The organism is Methylobacterium sp. D48H (genome assembly GCF_053345715.1).
The window spans coordinates 1-15,873 of the sequence record NZ_JBKFAP010000034.1 but is presented as its reverse complement, the minus strand read 5'-3'; the positions used below and the strand labels follow the sequence as shown (position 1 = coordinate 15,873).

Below are 15,873 nucleotides of genomic sequence, written 5' to 3'. Positions count from 1 at the left end.
GGCGAGACGCCGTGAGCGAGACAAACGACGACGCGGCCGACCTCCTCGAGGCCGGCCGCCTTCTCTTCGCCGGCCCGGCCGACTTCTACGCGGCCGCCCAGATCCTCGACCGGCTGCCGCCCATGGAGGGCGTCGAGATCGCCTTCGCGGGGCGCTCGAATGTCGGCAAGTCGAGCCTGATCAACGCGCTCACCGGGCGCAACACCCTGGCGCGGACCTCGCACACGCCGGGGCGGACGCAGCAGCTCAACTTCTTCCGGATCGGCGAGCGCCTGTCGCTGGTCGACATGCCCGGCTACGGCTACGCCGCCGTCGAGAAGGCCAAGGTCGAGGCGTGGACCCGGCTGATTCACGCCTACCTCAAGGGCCGCGCCAACCTCGCCCGGGTGTTCATGCTGATCGACGCCCGGCACGGCTTCAAGTCGATCGACACCGACGTCCTCGACGGCCTCGACAAGGCCGCGGTGAGCTATCAGGTCGTGCTGACGAAGGGCGATTCCCTCAAGAAGGGCGAGGTCGCGAGCCGCATCGCCGGGATCGAGGCGGGGCTCGCCAAGCGGCCGGCCGCCTACCCGCAGGTGATCCTCACCTCGAGCCGGGACGATTCCGGCGTGCCGGATCTGCGCGCGGCCATCGCCAAGCTCCTGGCGGAGCGCGGCGCGTGAGACTCGCGGGTGTCGACCGCGCGCTCGCGGCGCTCGCCGCCCTGGCCGGGCTGCTCGGCGTCGCGCTGAGCGCCGCCGCGGCGCACATCCCCGGGGCGGACTCGCTGAAGACGGCGGCGCAGTTCCTGCTGTTCCACGCCCCCGCCATCCTGGCGCTGGTCGGTCTCGGGGCCGCGGGCCTCGTCCGGGCCGGTCTCGCGCGCGTCGCGGCCGGGCTGCTGGTCGCCGGCCTGATCCTGTTCTGCGGCGACCTCTCGGTGCGCGCGTGGCTTCAGCACGCGCTCTTCCCGATGGCGGCGCCCACCGGCGGCTTCGTCCTGATGGGCGGCTGGCTCGCCGGGATCCTCTGCGCGCTGGTGCCCGCGCGACGCGGGGTCTGACAGGTCCGGCCGGCGGCCCGCGGGCCAGCGTCTTCGCGAGCGGAGCGAAGCAAAGCAGTCCACGCGGCGCCGGGCCGCGCGATGCGGCGCTGCCCTGGGTTGCTTCGCTCCGCTCGCAAAGACGGCGCCGTCGCGCCCTATGATGCTCTCACCTGCAGGAACTCCAGGGCCGGCCCCTGCGCGTCCGAGAAGATCCCGGCGGTGAGCGCGCCGCCGTAGACGGCCGCGGTGTCGAGGTTGGTGCGGAACCGGCGCACCTCCGGCCGCCCGCTCCGTTGCGGCGTGTGGCCGTGGACCACGTGCCGTCCGAAATCGTGGTCGCCCTCGAGGAACGGCTCGCGGATCCAGAGGCGATCGTGCGCGTCCGAGCCGAGGGCGTCCGCGCCGGGCCGCAGGCCGGCATGCACGTACCAGTGGGCGCCATCACCGTGCAGCGTCGGGAGCGCCTCGATCCAGTCGAGGGTGTCCCGGGGCAGGCCGGCGGGATCCCGCGCGCCGAACGAATCGAGCGTCGCCTCGCCGCCGTTGTACATCCAGTGCGCGGCCGCGCTCTCCGTCTGGAGTGCGTCGAGCAGCATCCGCTCGTGATTGCCCATCAGGCAGACGACGCGCTCGGGCTCGGCCCAGTTCAGGCGGCTCACGGTGCGGAGCACCGCGGCGCTGTCCGGACCGCGGTCGATGTAGTCCCCGAGGAAGACCAGCCGGTGGGGTCGGTCGCCCGCATGGTCGGCGATCCGCTCCAGCAGCGCGTCGAGGAGGGCCGCGCAGCCGTGGACGTCGCCGATCGCGTAGGTGAGGGGGCCGGAATCCATGCGCCATCGTCCACCGCGGCGCCGCGCTCCGCAAGGCCGCGCTGAGCGATGCGCTACGCCGCGAGGGCGCGCATCTCCGCGATGAGGTCCGACTTGCCCTCGAAGCCGATGCCCGGCAGGTCCGGCATGGTGATGTGGCCGTCCTCGACCCGCACCCCGTCGGGGAAGCCGCCGTAGGGCTGGAACAGGTCCGGGTAGCTCTCGTTGCCGCCGAGGCCCAGCCCGGCCGCGATGTTGAGCGACATCTGGTGCCCGCCATGCGGGATGCATCGGGCGGGCGACCAGCCGAACTCGGCCAGCACGTCGAGGGTGCGCAGGTACTCCACGAGCCCGTACGACAGCGCGCAGTCGAACTGCAGCCAGTCGCGGTCGGGCCGCATGTTGCCGTAGCGCAGGAGATTGCGCGCGTCCTGGTGCGAGAACAGGTTCTCGCCGGTGGCCATCGGCCCGGGATAGTAGGGCGCGAGTGCCGCCTGGAGCGCGTAGTCGAGCGGGTCGCCCGCCTCCTCGTACCAGAACAGCGGGTACTGCCGCAGCATCCGGGCGTACGCGATGGCGGTCTCGAGATCGAAGCGGCCGTTGGCGTCCACCGCGAGACGGCCCCGTCCGTCGATCTCGGCGAGCACGGCCTCGATCCGGCGCCGGTCCTCTTCGAGCGGCGCGCCGCCGATCTTCATCTTCACGACGGTGTAGCCGCGGTCGAGATAGCCGCGCATCTCGGCGCGGAGGGCGGAATCATCCTTGCCGGGATAGTAGTAGCCGCCGGCCGCGTAGACGAAGACCCGCGGGTCGGCGGCGACGCCCTTCCGCTCGGCGAGCATCCGGAACAGCGGCTTCCCGGCGATCTTCGCCGCCGCGTCCCAGATCGCCATGTCGAGGGTGCCCACCGCCACCGAGCGCTCGCCGTGGCCACCGGGCTTCTCGTTGCGCATCATCGCGGCCCAGACCCGGTGCGGGTCGAGGTTGTCGCCTGCATCGACGAGGAGGCTGTCCCGGTCGGCCTCCAGGATCCGGTCGCGGAAGCGCTCGCGGATCAGGCCGCCCTGGCCGTAGCGGCCGTTGGAGTTGAAGCCGTAGCCGACGACACGCCGGCCGTCGCGGACCACGTCGGTGACCACCGCGACGAGGCTCGTGGTCATCTTCGAGAAGTCGATGTAGGCGTTGCGGATCGGCGATGCGATCGGCTTGGTGACCTCGCGGACGTCGACGATGCGCATGGCTCACTCTCCCCGGTGCGTCCCGGTGCCATAGCGTCGGCGGCACCGGGTCAGCCAATGCCGTTTCCGGAGCGCGCGATGCGCGGGCGGCATCGGCCCCGTCCTGTCGGAGAGGCGCTATGGATCTGGACTGGGTGCGGGACTTCCTCGCGCTCGCCGAGCACCGGACCTTCTCGCGGGCCGCCGAGGTCCGGCACGTGACGCAGCCGGCCTTCAGCCGACGGATCCGCGCGCTCGAGGCGTGGCTCGGGACGCCCCTGTTCCTGCGGAGCGCGCAAGGGGCGCACCTGACCGCCGCCGGAACGGGCTTCCGCCCGCACGCCGAGGAGTTGATGCGGGGCCTGGACCGGGCGTGCCGCGAGGCGCGGGCCGCGGGCGCGCGCGCGGATGCGAGCCTCGCGATCGCGGCCACGCACGCGCTGTCGTTCACGTTCTTTCCCGGCTGGATCCGCCGGCACGCACCCTTCGAGACGCTGGGCGCCCTCAACCTGATCTCGGACAGCATGGCGGCCTGCGAGGCGATCCTGCTGGCCGGCGAGGTGCAACTGCTCCTGTGCCACCACCGCGCGGACCTCCCCACGCCCCTGGACGATGGCCGCTGCGAGTCGGTCCGCGTCGGCGCGGACAGCCTCGTGCCGCTCTGCGCACCGACGTCCGAAGGGGCGCCGCTCTGGCCCCTGAGCGGTGCGGTCCGCTACCTCGCCTACGGCGAGGCCTCGGGGCTCGGCCGGATCCTGGCGGCGAGCGGGGCGGCGGCCGGCCACGAGCCGGCCTTCACGTCGCACCTCGCGGCGACGCTGATGACCATGGCCCAGGGGGGCGACGGTGTCGCGTGGCTCCCGGTGACGCTCGCGGAGGCGGCGATCGCCCGCGGACAACTCGTGCGGGCAGGCCCGGAGGAGCTAGACGTTCCGGTGGAGATCCGGCTGTTCCGGACGCGCGAGGGCCGAGGCGGTGCGGCCGATGCCCTGTGGCGGCGCCTGCACGCGCCCGAGGGCGCCCGGCCGGATCAGGCCTTCGCCACCCGGGCGTAGCGGCCGTCGTAGCGACCGGCCCGGATCTGCTCCAGGACCTCCGCCTCGCGGGCCGCCTGCGCCCGCACGGCGTCGAGCAGGGCGGCCGCGTCGCCGGGCGGGAACGACACGACGCCGTCGGCGTCGCCGACCACCACGTCCCCCGGGCTCACCGTCCAGCCGCCGACGCAGACCGGCACGTTGATCGCGCCGGGGCCCGTCTTGAACGGCCCCCGCGGCGTCGCGTCGCGGGCGTAGCAGGGAAAGTCCGCGCCCGCGAACGCCGCCGTGTCGCGCACGGCGCCGTCGATCACGAAACCGGCCACGCCCCGGCTCTCCGCGATGGCCTTCATGATGTCGCCCACCAGCGCGCGGCTCGTGTCACCGGCGCCGTCGACCACGATCACGTCGCCGGGGCGGACCTCTTCCAGAGCCTGATGGATGGCCAGGTTGTCGCCGCTCCGGACGCGGACCGTGAAGGCCGTTCCCACGAGTGCCCCGCCGCGATGGAACGGGCGCAGGCCGGCCAGGACCGGCATCCGCGCCAGGCAGTCGCTGATCGTGGCCGTCGAGACATCGCGGAAGGCCGCCAGCACGGCCGGGTCGACGGCGGGGGGCGGCGGATTGCGGGTGATGGCGGACATCGGCCTCGACGTCTCCCTGGCGTCAGCGCCCCCGCGGCATCGCGGCGAATCGGCGAGGGCCGGGGGATCCTGCCCCAGGCCGCGGCCGATGTCGCGATGGAACCCCGGCCCGGTCAGTGATCTGCCGCCGGGACCGTGCCCGCGCCGCCGCCGGTCGCGAGCTTGCGACGGGCATCGGCCTGACCGCTCGTCGCACCGAAGTAGCTGGCCGAGTCGCCGAGCTGCACCGACGGCTGGCAGCCCGGCGTACACGACAGGGATTCCCGATCGAGACCGCGCTGCACCGTAATCGTCGAGTCCCGCGACGCCTCGACCCGGATGGTCGTCTCGGCGATCATGGCGCCGCCGTTGTCGAGGGCGATCAGGTTGGTGGAGCCGAAGCTCTTGCCGGTGAGCACGAGGACGCCGTTCTTCTGCGGCGTCACCTCGGCGATGATCGGGTTGCCGACAATGACGGTCGACGTCTTCTCCGGCAGGCGGAGCACCTTGGCGTTGTCGACGAGAACGGTCACGACGGGCAGCAGATCGGGCTGGCCGGCCGCGGCCGCGGCGCCCGTCAGCAGGACGACGAGGCCGGCGCGGCCCGCGATCGACAGGGTGCGACGCATCGGGGTTCCTCAAGACGGCGGGCGGTCGAAGAGAGCCTACCCGAGGCCCGAGGCTAGCGCGGAACCCGTGAAGGAAGCGCTAAGCAAGACCAAGTCGCGGCACTGTGCCGTATCGGTGAAACCCAACCTTCACCAAACTCGCAGCGAGACAGCCTTTTAGGTCGGTGCGGGATCGATTTAACCGATTTTCAAGGCGTAATCGGCAGTCTGTGCAGGCCGCCGATCGAGACCTGAAAATTCTTCATCGGGCATCGCGCAAGTTTTATCTCGCTCTGTGTTGATCGAAGGATCACCCTCTATGAAGACCCTGTTCACGCGTTTTGCTTCGGACGAGTCCGGCGCCACCGCGATCGAGTACGGCATGATCGCGGCCCTCATCGCCGTGGCCATCATCACCGCCCTGAAGACGGTCGGCACCAGCCTGACCAGCAAGTTCAGCCAGATCTCCGGCAACCTGAACTGATCGAGACCCGTCCGATCTGCGGCAGGTTCGAGACATCCCGCTTCTCCTCGCAACCCGGAGAGAGGCGGGGGTTCCCGGCCTGCCGGGATCGCCGTTGTTCGCGGCGGCGCTCGCCGCCCGGCACATCCGAGGTCCGGACCGGCCGGCACTCCGCCGGGGCGGACCGCATTGTGTGACGCGACAGGCTGCGACGAGATGGGCGCCGAGATGGTCGGTTCAGCGACGGCAAGCCTGGGACTGGCGGGTCTGGGCCCGGCCGGTTTCGGTCTCCTGATCCTGTTTCCCTTCCTGATGGCCTACGCGGCCGCCAGCGACCTGCTCACCATGCTGATCCCGAACCGGATCTCCCTCGCCCTCGTGGCCGGGTTCGCGCTGCTGGCCCTGACGAGCTCGATGAGCTGGACCGAGGTCGGCTTCCACTGCGCCGCCGGTGCGGTCGTCCTGCTCGTCACGTTCACGCTGTTCGCCTTCGGCGTCATCGGCGGCGGCGACGCGAAGCTCGCGGCCGCCACGGCCCTGTGGCTCGGCTTCGACGGCCTCGGCGACTACCTCCTTGTGGCCTCGGTGTTCGGCGGCGCCCTGACCCTGGCGATCCTGTTCGCGCGGACGCACCCGCTGCCCGGCCGGATCGCGCGCATGCCGTTCGCCCTGCACCTGCACGACGCCAAGACCGGGATCCCGTACGGGATCGCGCTGGCCGCCGCCGCGCTCCTCGTCCTCCCCGAGACCGACGTCTGGACCCGGGCCCTCGCCAGCTGAGGCCGCCGCGGCGATTCAGAGACGCGGGATCTGGAGCCCCGGGCCCGGCCCAGCTAGAAGTCGCGCATGCCCCTCGCGCTGCTGCGTCGCCCCGATCCCGATCATCTTGAGGTCCAGCACGAGGGGGCCAGCCTCCGCATCGCCCTCCGTCGGCGGCCGACCGCGCGCCGCATCACGCTCCGCGTGTCGGCCGCCACCGGCGAGGCCGTGATCACCCTGCCGAGCCGCACCGCCATCAACACGGCGCAGCGCTTCGCGGCGAGCCACGCGGAGTGGATCGCCGCGCGCCTGGCGCGCGTGCCGACCCGCGTGCTCTTCGAGCTCGGAGCCAGCCTGCCGCTCCGCGGTGAGCCCCACCGGATCAGCCAGCGCGGCACCCGGAGCGGTCCCGTCCGCATCGAGTCCGTCGAGGGGGAGGCGGTGCTGTCGGTGTCGTGCGACGCCGCCCACGTGGCGCGCCGGGTCCGCGACTTCCTGGCCCGCGAGGCCAAGCGCGACCTGACCGAAGCGATCGAGCGCTACGCGGCGCGGCTCGGGCAGCGGCCAGTCCGGGTCACGCTGCGCGATACCCGCAGTCGCTGGGGATCCTGCACGGCCCGCGGCGAGCTGAACTTCTCGTGGCGCCTGATCCTCGCGCCGCCGATGGTGCTCGACTATCTGGTCGCCCACGAGATGGCGCATCTGCGCGAGATGAACCACTCTCCGCGCTTCTGGGCGCTGGTGCAGGCGCTCTGCCCGAACACCGACGCTGCCGAAGCGTGGCTCAAGCGCCACGGCACCGGCCTGCATCGCTACGGCTGAGCCGACCTCAGACCCGCATCAGCCCCGCCTCAGCCCTTGACGCGGAGCACCCGCTGGCGCGCCACGGCATCCGCCGGCCAGCTCGGGCGGGGATCGACCTGCCCGGGGCTGAGGGTGCGCGGCGCGACGCTGTCGCAGATCTCCCGCTGGCGGATGATCACCGGGTTGCCGAACTCGTCCCGGCGGCGGACCAGGCCGCCGTCCCTGCAGTAGCCGGCGATGGCCGCCTGACCGTTGCGGCGGCCGTACGGGTTCGCCGCCACGGGCGGATGCTCGATCACCAGCGTGTCCGAGTGGTTCAGCGAGCGTTCGATGTAGGTAGTCTCTCCGACCGGCAGGGACTGGGCTCCCGCCTGCGCGAGGGTGGCCACCAAGCAGGCGGCCGAGAGAGTGAGCGGGCGCATCACGGCGTCAAAATCCGGCGCTGGAGGAGTGTTCGAACACAATCTAGGCCGCTGAAACCGTTACGGGTAGCGCCGACGCGCAACACCGCGCCCGCATCGCTTGACAGCGCGGGGCGGACCATGGTCGGAACACGCCCGATTGTACGGCTCCCGCCGGTCCTCGGCCGGAGCGTTCCGAAGGGATCGGTGGTGCCGCTTCACGCGAGGCTCGTTCGTTTCCGGCGCGCCGCGCTGCCGGTTCTCCTCGCCCTCGTCGCGGCGGCACTGGCGCCCGCCGGGCCGGCCGCGGCTCAGGGCATGGTGCGCAAGACCTTCGACGATTGGCAGCTGCGCTGCGAGACGCCGGCCGGCGCGAAGGCCGAGCAGTGTGCCCTCGTCCAGTATCTCGCCGCCGAGGACAGACCCAATCTGACCCTCGTGGTCATCGTCCTCAAGACCGCCGACAATCGCGGTTACCTGCTGCGGGTGGTGGCGCCGCTGGGCGTTCTCCTGCCTTCCGGACTCGGCCTGAAGATCGACCAGACGGATATCGGCCGCGCCGGCTTCGTCCGCTGCCTCACCACCGGGTGCGTGGCCGAGGTCGTGATGGATGACGGGCTGATCCGCCAGTTCAAGAACGGCACGCAGGCCACCTTCATCGTGTTCCAGACGCCCGAGGAGGGCGTCGGCATCCCGCTGTCGATGAAGGGCTTCGCGGCCGGGTTCGACAGCCTGAAATGACGGTGCGGTTCGGGAGCCGTGCGATGATCGGACATCGGAACAGGAGCCTCACGCGGTCCCCGGACATGGCCCGGCGCCGGACCGTCGCTCTCCGGCTCGGCGGCTTTGTGCTCGCCGCGTCGCTCGCCGCCCCGGCCCCGGGCCGGGCCGAGGAGGGCAACATCTTCTCCAACCTGTTCAAGTACGGCGGCACGACGGTCCCGCCGTCGCAACCCGAAGCCCTCGACCCGGCCTATTGCCCGACGGTCGAGGTCGCCGAGGGCGGGGCCGCCTCGCGCACGCTCGCGGGCGACACGGTGCGCACCCAGTTCTCCCTCGGCCGTCTCGCCCGCGAATGCACGCGGCGTCAGGACGGCTCGATCACCGTCAAGGTGGGCGCCGAGATCAACGTCCTGCTCGGGCCGGCGGGCGCGCCGGGCCGGTTCGATGTGCCGGTGACGTTCCAGATCCGCCACGACGGCAAGACCGTCTCGAGCCGCACCGAGCGGGCCGGCGTGATCGTCGGGCCCGGAGAGGCGCAGGGCTTCGCCACGGTCGTGGCCGACGAGCTGCAGGTTCCGGCCGCCATGACGGCCGATTACGACATCGCGGTGGGTGTCGGGACCGGCAAGGGTGCGGGCGGCAAGACCGCCGCGAAACCGCGCCGCCGCAAACCGGCTGTCGCCGCGGCGCCACCCGGCGGAGGCGACGCTGCCCAGTGACGCCGCGGCGCGCCTCGGCGATCCGACCCCGCTGATTGCCCGGACCGGCCGCGACAGGCTCTGGCTCGGCCGGAAGACCCGGTTCCGGCTGGAATCCACGGACGATCCCGTCTTCGATCGCCGCCTCGTGCTCCCGGACCATCCCGCCGGCTGGATCGTGCTGAGCTATGCCGGCGATCCGACGAATGCGCCCCGGCGCCCGATCCTCCGCGTCCTGCGAGGGCCTGACGAGACGGTCCAGGACTTCCTCCTGCCGGGAGCCGCGCAGGGGCTCGCCCACTGGCTCGGGCTGATCCCCTCCGATACCCGGGAGATCCGTCTCTCTGCCGGTGCGGACTTCGCCCTCGAGCGGGTCGGCGCCCGGCGCGAGGTCGAGGTGCTCGCGCAGTGCCTCCTGCGCAGGCCCTGGCGCTGCGTCTCCGCCCTCTACGAGCGCGCCCGCGGCTCGGAACGGCGCTACCGCGACATCCTGCGCGGCGCCTGCGCGGTGACCCCGATGGCCCGGTTCCCGGCCTGGGCCGCCGCCCGGACCCGGCCCGCCCGCGTCGCGCCCTCCGCCCTGCGGATCCGCTGCGTCGTTCTCGCGCGAGCCGAGGACGCGGCGCCGCTGTCGGCCACGCGCGACGCGCTGAACGCGCAGACGCACCGCCCCGACTCGATCCAGGTCGCGTGGGCGGGGACGCCGCCCGCATCGGTCGACGGGCCGCTGTCGCATCGAACCTGGGATGCGGCTTCCGGCTTCGACGAACTTTCCGGCAAGGCGGACGCCCTGTGCCTGCTGCGCCCCGGCGACGTCCCGGGGCCGGAGGCCCTGGCGCTGCTGGCCCAGGCCCTGTCGGGAGCGGACATCGCCTACGGCGACGCGGTCGGCCCCGACGGTCGCCCGCAATTGAAGCCGGACTGGAGCCCGGACCTCGCCCTGGCGACCGGCTATCCCGGGTTTCCCCTGCTCCTGTCGCGGGCGTGGCTGGCCGCGGCCATGGCGCGCCCGGTCGGCCCGATGGCCGCGCTCGCGCCGGCCATCGCGATCGCGGCGATGAGCACCGCCGCGCGGGTGGCGCATGTCCCGCGGATCCTCGCCCGCACCGCCGGAGACGGTCTCGACCCGTCGGCCCGGGCCGCGGCCCTGGACGCGCACCGGTCCGGACAGCCGCTGTTCCGCGCCGGGATCCACGACGGTGCCGTTCGCCTCGCGTGGCCCCTGCCGGATCCGGTGCCGCTGGTGAGCGTCGTCATCCCGTCGCGCGACCGCCTCGACCTGATCACCCGCGTCTGCCGCGGGGTGCTCCACGAGACAGCCTACGCGGCGATCGAGCTGATCATCGTCGACAACGGCTCCACCGATCCAGCGGTGCTCGACCACTACGCGACCCTGCGCGGCGATCCGCGCGTCCGGATCCTCATGGACCCGCAGCCCTTCAACTTCGCCGCGATGGTCAACGCCGGCGTCGCCGCGGCGTCCGGGACGATCGTCGTCCTGCTGAACAACGACGTCGCCGTGCTGGAGCCGAGCTGGCTCGAGGCCATGGTCCGGCAGGCGTGCCGGCCGGAGGTCGGCGCCGTCGGGGCGAAGCTTCTCTACGGCGACGGCACGCTGCAGCATGCCGGCGTCGTCGTCGGCCTCGGCGGCCGGGCCGGCCACATCCTGCGCCGCCGGCCCGGTGATACGCCCGGCCATCTCGGCCAGCTGCGGGTGGCGCACGAGGTCTCGGCGGTGACGGCCGCCTGCCTCGCCGTCGCGCGGGAGAAGTACCTGGCGGTGGGCGGCTTCGACGCCGAGGCATTCCCGGTCGATTTCAACGACGTCGATTTCTGCCTCCGCCTCGGCGCCGCCGGCTGGAAGACGGTCTGGACGCCGGCCGCGACGCTGGCCCATCTCGAATCCGTCAGCCGAGGTCCGTCGGTCGGGGCCAAGCGCGCCCGCTTCGAGCAGGAGGCCGCCCGCTTCTCCGAGCGCTGGCGGGCCGTGATCCGGCACGATCCGTTCTACCACCCCGCCCTGTCGGTCACGACGTTCGGCGAGGATCTGGAATGACGCCGCGGTCGGACGGCGCGTCGGACAGCGCGTCGGGCCACGATGCCGCGACCTATCTCGGAGCCTCGCGCCGCTCCTGGCGCGCGCTGGTGGGCGCGACGCGCCAACTCCTCGCGCATCCCCGGGCGGCGGCCGCGATCCTGCGCGCGCGCGTGACGGGTAAGCGCCTGCGCGCCCGGCAGGCGCTCGCCGCCCTGGTCGGGATCGACCATGGGCTCGCCCTGCCGCCCGGGATCCTCGACCGCTTCCCCCCCGCGCCGGCCGGTCCGGGAGACGCGATCCGCGTGATCGGCGACGGGGTCCTCGTCGCCGGTGCGCCCGGCCGGATCGCCGCCGCGTTCGCGCGCGAGCCCGACCTGCAGGCGCTGTACGGCGACGCCTTGGTGCAGGAGAGACCCGGCGGCGCGGTGCTGCCGCTTCTGCCGCCGGTCTTCGACGCCGACCGGCTCGCGGCCCTCGATTATCTCGGACCCACGCTGGCCTGCCGACGCGGCGCCCTCGAGGCCGGCGACGATCCCGGCAGTCCCGCCGAGGCCGCGTTCCGCATCGCGGAGCGCTTCGGTCCCGGCGCCATCGGCCACCTGCCGGAGATCCTGTCGGTCCGGCGCGGCGCCTCGACCGCGACGCGGGGCGGCGAAACCGGGCGCGTCCCCCACCACGCGCTGGTGCGCGATCACCTCGACCGGACAGGGCGGGAGGGCGTTGGCGTGGCCGTCGGGCTCGACGGTCTCGTGCAGGTCGAGCATCCCCTGCCGGACGAGCGGCCCCTGGCGAGCCTCATCGTGCCGACCCGCGACCGCCTGGATCTCCTGCGCCCCTGCCTCGAGAGCCTCCGAGGCTGCACCGACTGGTCGTCGACCGAGATCATCGTCTGCGACAACGACAGTCGCGAGCCCGAGACGCTGGCCTACCTGCGGGCGCTGGAGGGGGAGGGGAGGGGGCACGTCGTGCCCTGGCCCGGACCGTTCAACTTCGCCGCGATGAACAACGCCGCCGCGGCCCGCGCCCGCGGCAGGCTTCTGGTCTTCGTCAACAACGACGTCGAGGCCTTCCGGCCCGACTGGCTGTCCCGCATGGCCCGGGAGGCACTGCGCCCGGATGTGGGGGCGGTCGGTGCAAAGCTCCTCGACGGCGACGGCCGGATCCAGCACGGCGGCATCGTGCTCGGCACCGGCGGCCTCGTCACCCACGGGCACCGGCACTTTCCCGGCGATGCCCCCGGCTACCTCGGGGCCCTGCGCGTCACCCACAGGGTGTCGGCGGTGACCGCCGCGTGCTTGGCCGTCGAGGCGGCGAAGTTCCGCGCGGTCGGCGGCTTCGACGAGGCGGTCTTCGCGGTCGACTTCAACGACGTCGATCTCTGCCTGCGCCTGAACGCGGCCGGCTACCGCACGCTCCTGGTCCCCGGGGCGGTCCTCCATCACCGCGAGGCGGCGAGCCGCCGCTGGACCCGAGAGGCCCGGGCCCGCCACGCGCGCGAGATCGCGGCGCTGAGAACGCGATGGGGGTCGCTGCTGGTGCAGGACCCCCATTATCACCCGGGCTTCGACCCGGAACTCTCGACCCACGCGCGGCTGCGCGCGGGGTTTCCCGAGGCCGGACCGGCGCCCCTGCGCCGGCCGGGCGCCTGACCGGGCCTACTGCACGAGGCGCGGGCCGCCGCCCTGGACCTTCTCGTTCTCCGACATGATGCCGAGCCGCTTGGCGACCTCGGTATAGGCCTCGATCAGGCCGCCGAGATCCTTGCGGAACCGGTCCTTGTCGAGCTTGTCGGAGGACTTGATATCCCAGAGCCGGCAGGAATCCGGGGAGATCTCGTCGGCGACGACGATGCGCATCATGTCGCCTTCCCAGAGACGGCCGGTCTCCATCTTGAAATCGACCAGCCGGATGCCGACGCCGAGGAAGAGGCCCGACAGGAAATCGTTGACGCGGATCGCCAGCGCCATGATGTCGTCGATCTCCTGGGGCGTCGCCCAGCCGAAGGCGGTGATGTGCTCCTCGGAGACCATCGGATCGTTCAGCGCGTCGTTCTTGTAGTAGAACTCGATGATCGAGCGCGGCAGCTGCGTGCCTTCCTCCAGGCCGAGGCGCGTCGCCAGCGACCCGGCCGCGACGTTGCGCACCACGACCTCGAGGGGGATGATCTCGACTTCGCGGATCAGCTGCTCGCGCATGTTCAACCGGCGGATGAAGTGCGTCGGCACGCCGATGTCGTTGAGGTGCTGGAAGACGAACTCCGAGATCCGGTTGTTCAGCACACCCTTGCCGTCGATGACCTCGTGCTTCTTCGCGTTGAAGGCCGTCGCGTCGTCCTTGAAGTGCTGGATGAGCGTGCCGGGCTCCGGCCCCTCGTAGAGGACCTTCGCCTTGCCCTCGTAGATGCGACGGCGGCGATTCATAGGCGTGTACCGTGGTTTGAGGAAGTCCATGGGCCGAGGCTCCTGATGCGCGACGATGGGGAGGAATCCGCGGCGCGGCGACCGGACGCGAGGTCGGGCCGCCGGACGGCCTCTGCCCGAGGGCCCCGGCGACCGGCCGCCAAACTAGCGGAAGCGGGCTTCCAGCACAACGCGTTAGCCCGCAGGGCGGGATTGCGGAGGCCGGTCGGGACGTGCCCGGGACGACCTCCGCGACCCGTCGCGCGCGCGTCTCGCGGCCGTCGTGCGGTCGTCAATCGATCGTCTTGGACGGGTAGCGGCAGAGGTCGGCGATGAGGCAGCGCGGGCATTCGGGCTTGCGCGCCTTGCAGGTGTAGCGTCCGTGGAGAATCAGCCAGTGATGGGCGTGGAGTCGGTAGGCATCCGGCACGATCGCCTCGAGCCCGGCCTGGACCTTGTCGGTCGTCGCGCCGACGAAGAGCGGGATCCGGTTCGAGACCCTGAAAATATGGGTGTCGACGGCGATCCGCGGAACCCCGAAGGCGATGTTGAGCACCACGCTCGCGGTCTTGGCACCGACCCCGGGCAGGACCTGCAGGGCCTCCAGGCTCGCCGGGACCGCGCCGCCGTGCGTTTCCACGAGGATGCGCGAGAGGGCGACGACGTTCTTCGCCTTGGTGTTGAACAGCCCGATCGTGCGCACGAAGTCGCGGACCCGGTCCTCGCCGAGCGCCAGCATCTTCTCGGGCGTGTCGGCAATCGCGAAGAGCGGGCCGGTGGCGAGGTTGACGCCGCGGTCGGTCGCCTGGGCCGACAGCACCACCGCGACGAGGAGCGTGAACGGATTGACGTAGTGGAGCTCACCCTTGGGCTCCGGCTCCGCCGCCTGGAAGCGGCGGAAGATCTCCGCGAGGGTCGCCGCGTCGACGGCCTCGGGAGCCGTGTCCACCTGCGCGGTGACGGCCGGCCCGATCGGACCCCCGAGCCGCGCGGAGACGGCGCTCTCGGATGCTCCCTTGGACGCCCGCCCGGACGCCTTCTTGGACGCCCCCTCGGGCTTGCTCCCGGAGCCGCCCTTGCCCCGCCGCGTCGGGGCTGTCCCGGATACCGTCTCGGACGCGGTCTCATGCGGTCCCGCGGCGCCGCGACCGGCGCGATCCGTCACGGGCGGGGGAGTCTTTCTGGCGGGCATCGGCGCGTTATATGGATCGCATGGCGAGCGGCAATCCTTCCGTCCACCCGTACGGGCTCGATCCGGACACGATCGACCGGCCCGTCTTCACCGCGACGATCCGGCCGCACCAGTCGTTGAGCCGTCGCGGCTTCCGGGTGGTCATGACCGGGTGCTGCGCGGTCTCGGTCGCCGTGTCGGTCTGGGCGTGGCGCATGGGCTTCTGGCCCGTGGCCGGCTTCTTCGGCCTCGACATGCTGGCGATCTACGCGGCGCTGAAGGTGAGCTTCCGGCGCGGGCGCTCCTTCGAGGAGGTGATGATCTCGCAGATCGAGATCCTGCTCGCCCGGGTCAGCCACCGCGGTGAGCGGCGGGAGTGGCGGTTCAATCCGCTCTGGACCAAGCTCGAGACGGTCGAGGACGACGAGTACGGCCTCCAGCGCCTGACCCTGGTCTCGCGCCGGCAGCAGGCGCTGGTCGCGCGCGACGCCGGGCCGGACGAGCGGGCGCGGATAGCCCATGGGCTCAGCGCGGCGCTCGCGCAGGTGAAGAAGGGATACTGACCTGACCTCGGACCTCTCTGGCCTCCTGAGAGGGCAGGGAGGCGGCGCGGCAGCGATCGCCCGGGCCGCGCGAAAAAACAGCCCGGAGATGGAACAGGGCTGTTGACGGGCAAATTCGAGGGCTCTGTACCCCGGCTCATCGGCGCCGGCCGCGGAAGTGGACCGGGCGCTGAGCCATCTTCTGACAAGCGGCGGGATTGGCCGGCGGGATTGCCGGGCGGTCTTCTGTTTGCCTCTGATGAGCCTCAGGCGACTGGGGCGCTCTTTGACAAGTTGGAATGAGGAAGGGAGACGCGGGTGGCGTTTGTCCTTGCGGCTAGGTCTTAGGACCTGGCGTGAGTAGACTTGTGCCGATCTGTTGTTCTTCTTTCTGAGCTCACCGACGGGTGTTCTGGCGCTGTGAAGCGTTTGGCACTTGGTCGATGTGAGGCTCCGTCTGAGAATACACGTGATCGGCCAGATCAATCTCTTCAACGTGAGAGTTTGATCCTGGCTCAGAGCGAACGCTGGCGGCAGGCTTAACACATGCAAGTCGA

18 protein-coding genes and 1 rRNA gene are annotated in these 15,873 nt (G+C 71.9%); 12 read left to right on the top strand and 7 right to left on the bottom strand.

Annotated features, from left to right (window positions below):
• Positions 1-11: 11 nt before the first annotated feature.
• Both yihA and ACLBX8_RS28910 read left to right on the top strand, forming a co-directional pair.
• Complete coding sequence (gene yihA / locus ACLBX8_RS28915) at positions 12-665, top strand: ribosome biogenesis GTP-binding protein YihA/YsxC (RefSeq protein WP_056526930.1); 654 nt, start codon at positions 12-14, stop codon at positions 663-665.
• Positions 662-1,045 (top strand): DUF423 domain-containing protein, encoded by a 384-nt coding sequence (locus tag ACLBX8_RS28910; protein ID WP_447716210.1) that lies wholly within the window; start codon positions 662-664, stop codon positions 1,043-1,045. Before yihA ends, ACLBX8_RS28910 begins: the two co-directional genes overlap by 4 nt.
• A gap of 137 nt (positions 1,046-1,182) precedes the next feature.
• Here ACLBX8_RS28910 and ACLBX8_RS28905 read toward each other — a convergent pair whose 3' ends face one another.
• Positions 1,183-1,857: a metallophosphoesterase family protein gene (locus ACLBX8_RS28905; RefSeq protein ID WP_447716209.1), complete on the bottom strand. Its 675-nt coding sequence runs from the start codon at positions 1,855-1,857 to the stop codon at positions 1,183-1,185.
• 53 nt (positions 1,858-1,910) lie between these two features.
• Positions 1,911-3,074: a mandelate racemase/muconate lactonizing enzyme family protein gene (locus ACLBX8_RS28900; protein ID WP_091926260.1), complete on the bottom strand. Its 1,164-nt coding sequence runs from the start codon at positions 3,072-3,074 to the stop codon at positions 1,911-1,913.
• 119 nt (positions 3,075-3,193) lie between these two features.
• On the opposite strand from ACLBX8_RS28900, the gene ACLBX8_RS28895 reads away from it, so the two are divergent.
• The gene (locus tag ACLBX8_RS28895; RefSeq protein ID WP_331297701.1) at positions 3,194-4,108 is read left to right on the top strand and encodes a LysR family transcriptional regulator; all 915 of its coding nucleotides are present in this window, start codon (positions 3,194-3,196) and stop codon (positions 4,106-4,108) included.
• On the opposite strand, the gene ACLBX8_RS28890 is transcribed toward ACLBX8_RS28895, so the two are convergent.
• Positions 4,084-4,731, bottom strand: coding sequence for an RraA family protein (locus ACLBX8_RS28890; RefSeq protein WP_020092493.1), 648 nt, complete (start codon positions 4,729-4,731; stop codon positions 4,084-4,086). The genes ACLBX8_RS28895 and ACLBX8_RS28890 overlap by 25 nt on opposite strands.
• A gap of 113 nt (positions 4,732-4,844) precedes the next feature.
• Positions 4,845-5,339 (bottom strand): pilus assembly protein N-terminal domain-containing protein, encoded by a 495-nt coding sequence (locus ACLBX8_RS28885; RefSeq protein WP_020092492.1) that lies wholly within the window; start codon positions 5,337-5,339, stop codon positions 4,845-4,847.
• A 298-nt stretch (positions 5,340-5,637) separates the two neighbouring features.
• On the opposite strand from ACLBX8_RS28885, the gene ACLBX8_RS28880 reads away from it, so the two are divergent.
• From ACLBX8_RS28880 to ACLBX8_RS28870, 3 genes are all read left to right on the top strand, one after another.
• On the top strand, positions 5,638-5,802 hold the full coding sequence (locus ACLBX8_RS28880) for a Flp family type IVb pilin (protein ID WP_012320434.1): 165 nt from the start codon (positions 5,638-5,640) through the stop codon (positions 5,800-5,802).
• Positions 5,803-6,009: 207 nt separating this feature from the next.
• Positions 6,010-6,561 carry an A24 family peptidase gene (locus tag ACLBX8_RS28875; RefSeq protein WP_165923093.1) on the top strand — a complete coding sequence of 184 codons (552 nt, stop codon included), beginning with the start codon at positions 6,010-6,012 and terminating at the stop codon, positions 6,559-6,561.
• Positions 6,562-6,627: 66 nt separating this feature from the next.
• Complete coding sequence (locus ACLBX8_RS28870; protein WP_042669677.1) at positions 6,628-7,362, top strand: M48 family metallopeptidase; 735 nt, start codon at positions 6,628-6,630, stop codon at positions 7,360-7,362.
• A 29-nt stretch (positions 7,363-7,391) separates the two neighbouring features.
• Here the strand turns inward: ACLBX8_RS28870 and ACLBX8_RS28865 are convergent, their stop codons facing one another.
• On the bottom strand, positions 7,392-7,766 hold the full coding sequence (locus ACLBX8_RS28865) for a hypothetical protein (RefSeq protein WP_020092489.1): 375 nt from the start codon (positions 7,764-7,766) through the stop codon (positions 7,392-7,394).
• Between the two features lie 186 nt (positions 7,767-7,952).
• On the opposite strand from ACLBX8_RS28865, the gene ACLBX8_RS28860 reads away from it, so the two are divergent.
• Genes ACLBX8_RS28860 through ACLBX8_RS28845 form a run of 4 tightly spaced genes read left to right on the top strand, consistent with a single transcriptional unit; the run spans position 7,953 to position 12,853 of the window.
• The gene (locus tag ACLBX8_RS28860; protein ID WP_012320430.1) at positions 7,953-8,486 is read left to right on the top strand and encodes an invasion associated locus B family protein; all 534 of its coding nucleotides are present in this window, start codon (positions 7,953-7,955) and stop codon (positions 8,484-8,486) included.
• A 23-nt stretch (positions 8,487-8,509) separates the two neighbouring features.
• Positions 8,510-9,187, top strand: coding sequence for a hypothetical protein (locus ACLBX8_RS28855; RefSeq protein WP_354455678.1), 678 nt, complete (start codon positions 8,510-8,512; stop codon positions 9,185-9,187).
• Complete coding sequence (locus ACLBX8_RS28850) at positions 9,099-11,222, top strand: glycosyltransferase family 2 protein (RefSeq protein WP_447716208.1); 2,124 nt, start codon at positions 9,099-9,101, stop codon at positions 11,220-11,222. Before ACLBX8_RS28855 ends, ACLBX8_RS28850 begins: the two co-directional genes overlap by 89 nt.
• The gene (locus tag ACLBX8_RS28845; RefSeq protein ID WP_447716207.1) at positions 11,219-12,853 is read left to right on the top strand and encodes a glycosyltransferase; all 1,635 of its coding nucleotides are present in this window, start codon (positions 11,219-11,221) and stop codon (positions 12,851-12,853) included. The genes ACLBX8_RS28850 and ACLBX8_RS28845 overlap by 4 nt, the downstream gene beginning before the upstream one ends.
• Before the next feature lie 6 nt (positions 12,854-12,859).
• On the opposite strand, the gene purC is transcribed toward ACLBX8_RS28845, so the two are convergent.
• Positions 12,860-13,654 carry a phosphoribosylaminoimidazolesuccinocarboxamide synthase gene (gene purC, locus ACLBX8_RS28840; RefSeq protein ID WP_010684691.1) on the bottom strand — a complete coding sequence of 265 codons (795 nt, stop codon included), beginning with the start codon at positions 13,652-13,654 and terminating at the stop codon, positions 12,860-12,862.
• Between the two features lie 241 nt (positions 13,655-13,895).
• Positions 13,896-14,576, bottom strand: a complete 681-nt coding sequence (gene nth / locus ACLBX8_RS28835; RefSeq protein ID WP_091683567.1) for an endonuclease III — start codon at positions 14,574-14,576, stop codon at positions 13,896-13,898.
• A gap of 239 nt (positions 14,577-14,815) precedes the next feature.
• Here nth and ACLBX8_RS28830 point away from each other — a divergent pair, with 239 nt between their 5' ends.
• Together ACLBX8_RS28830 and ACLBX8_RS28825 are read left to right on the top strand one after the other, a co-directional pair.
• Entirely contained in the window at positions 14,816-15,337 is a 522-nt protein-coding gene (locus ACLBX8_RS28830; RefSeq protein ID WP_091683563.1) for a DUF2244 domain-containing protein, read from the top strand.
• Between the two features lie 471 nt (positions 15,338-15,808).
• Positions 15,809-15,873 (top strand): 16S ribosomal RNA (locus ACLBX8_RS28825); the annotation flags it as partial.

What these genes read in the sequence shown, in the direction of transcription:
- ACLBX8_RS28845 (WP_447716207.1), top strand. Translation starts at nt 11,219, where the DNA reads ATGACGCCGCGGTCGGACGGCGCGTCGGACAGCGCGTCGGGCCACGAT.
- ACLBX8_RS28890 (WP_020092493.1), bottom strand. Translation starts at nt 4,731, where the DNA reads ATGTCCGCCATCACCCGCAATCCGCCGCCCCCCGCCGTCGACCCGGCC.
- ACLBX8_RS28855 (WP_354455678.1), top strand. Translation starts at nt 8,510, where the DNA reads ATGATCGGACATCGGAACAGGAGCCTCACGCGGTCCCCGGACATGGCC.
- ACLBX8_RS28875 (WP_165923093.1), top strand. Translation starts at nt 6,010, where the DNA reads ATGGTCGGTTCAGCGACGGCAAGCCTGGGACTGGCGGGTCTGGGCCCG.
- ACLBX8_RS28905 (WP_447716209.1), bottom strand. Translation starts at nt 1,857, where the DNA reads ATGGATTCCGGCCCCCTCACCTACGCGATCGGCGACGTCCACGGCTGC.
- ACLBX8_RS28900 (WP_091926260.1), bottom strand. Translation starts at nt 3,074, where the DNA reads ATGCGCATCGTCGACGTCCGCGAGGTCACCAAGCCGATCGCATCGCCG.
- ACLBX8_RS28880 (WP_012320434.1), top strand. Translation starts at nt 5,638, where the DNA reads ATGAAGACCCTGTTCACGCGTTTTGCTTCGGACGAGTCCGGCGCCACC.
- ACLBX8_RS28830 (WP_091683563.1), top strand. Translation starts at nt 14,816, where the DNA reads ATGGCGAGCGGCAATCCTTCCGTCCACCCGTACGGGCTCGATCCGGAC.
- ACLBX8_RS28865 (WP_020092489.1), bottom strand. Translation starts at nt 7,766, where the DNA reads ATGCGCCCGCTCACTCTCTCGGCCGCCTGCTTGGTGGCCACCCTCGCG.
- ACLBX8_RS28870 (WP_042669677.1), top strand. Translation starts at nt 6,628, where the DNA reads ATGCCCCTCGCGCTGCTGCGTCGCCCCGATCCCGATCATCTTGAGGTC.
- purC (WP_010684691.1), bottom strand. Translation starts at nt 13,654, where the DNA reads ATGGACTTCCTCAAACCACGGTACACGCCTATGAATCGCCGCCGTCGC.
- ACLBX8_RS28895 (WP_331297701.1), top strand. Translation starts at nt 3,194, where the DNA reads ATGGATCTGGACTGGGTGCGGGACTTCCTCGCGCTCGCCGAGCACCGG.
- ACLBX8_RS28885 (WP_020092492.1), bottom strand. Translation starts at nt 5,339, where the DNA reads ATGCGTCGCACCCTGTCGATCGCGGGCCGCGCCGGCCTCGTCGTCCTG.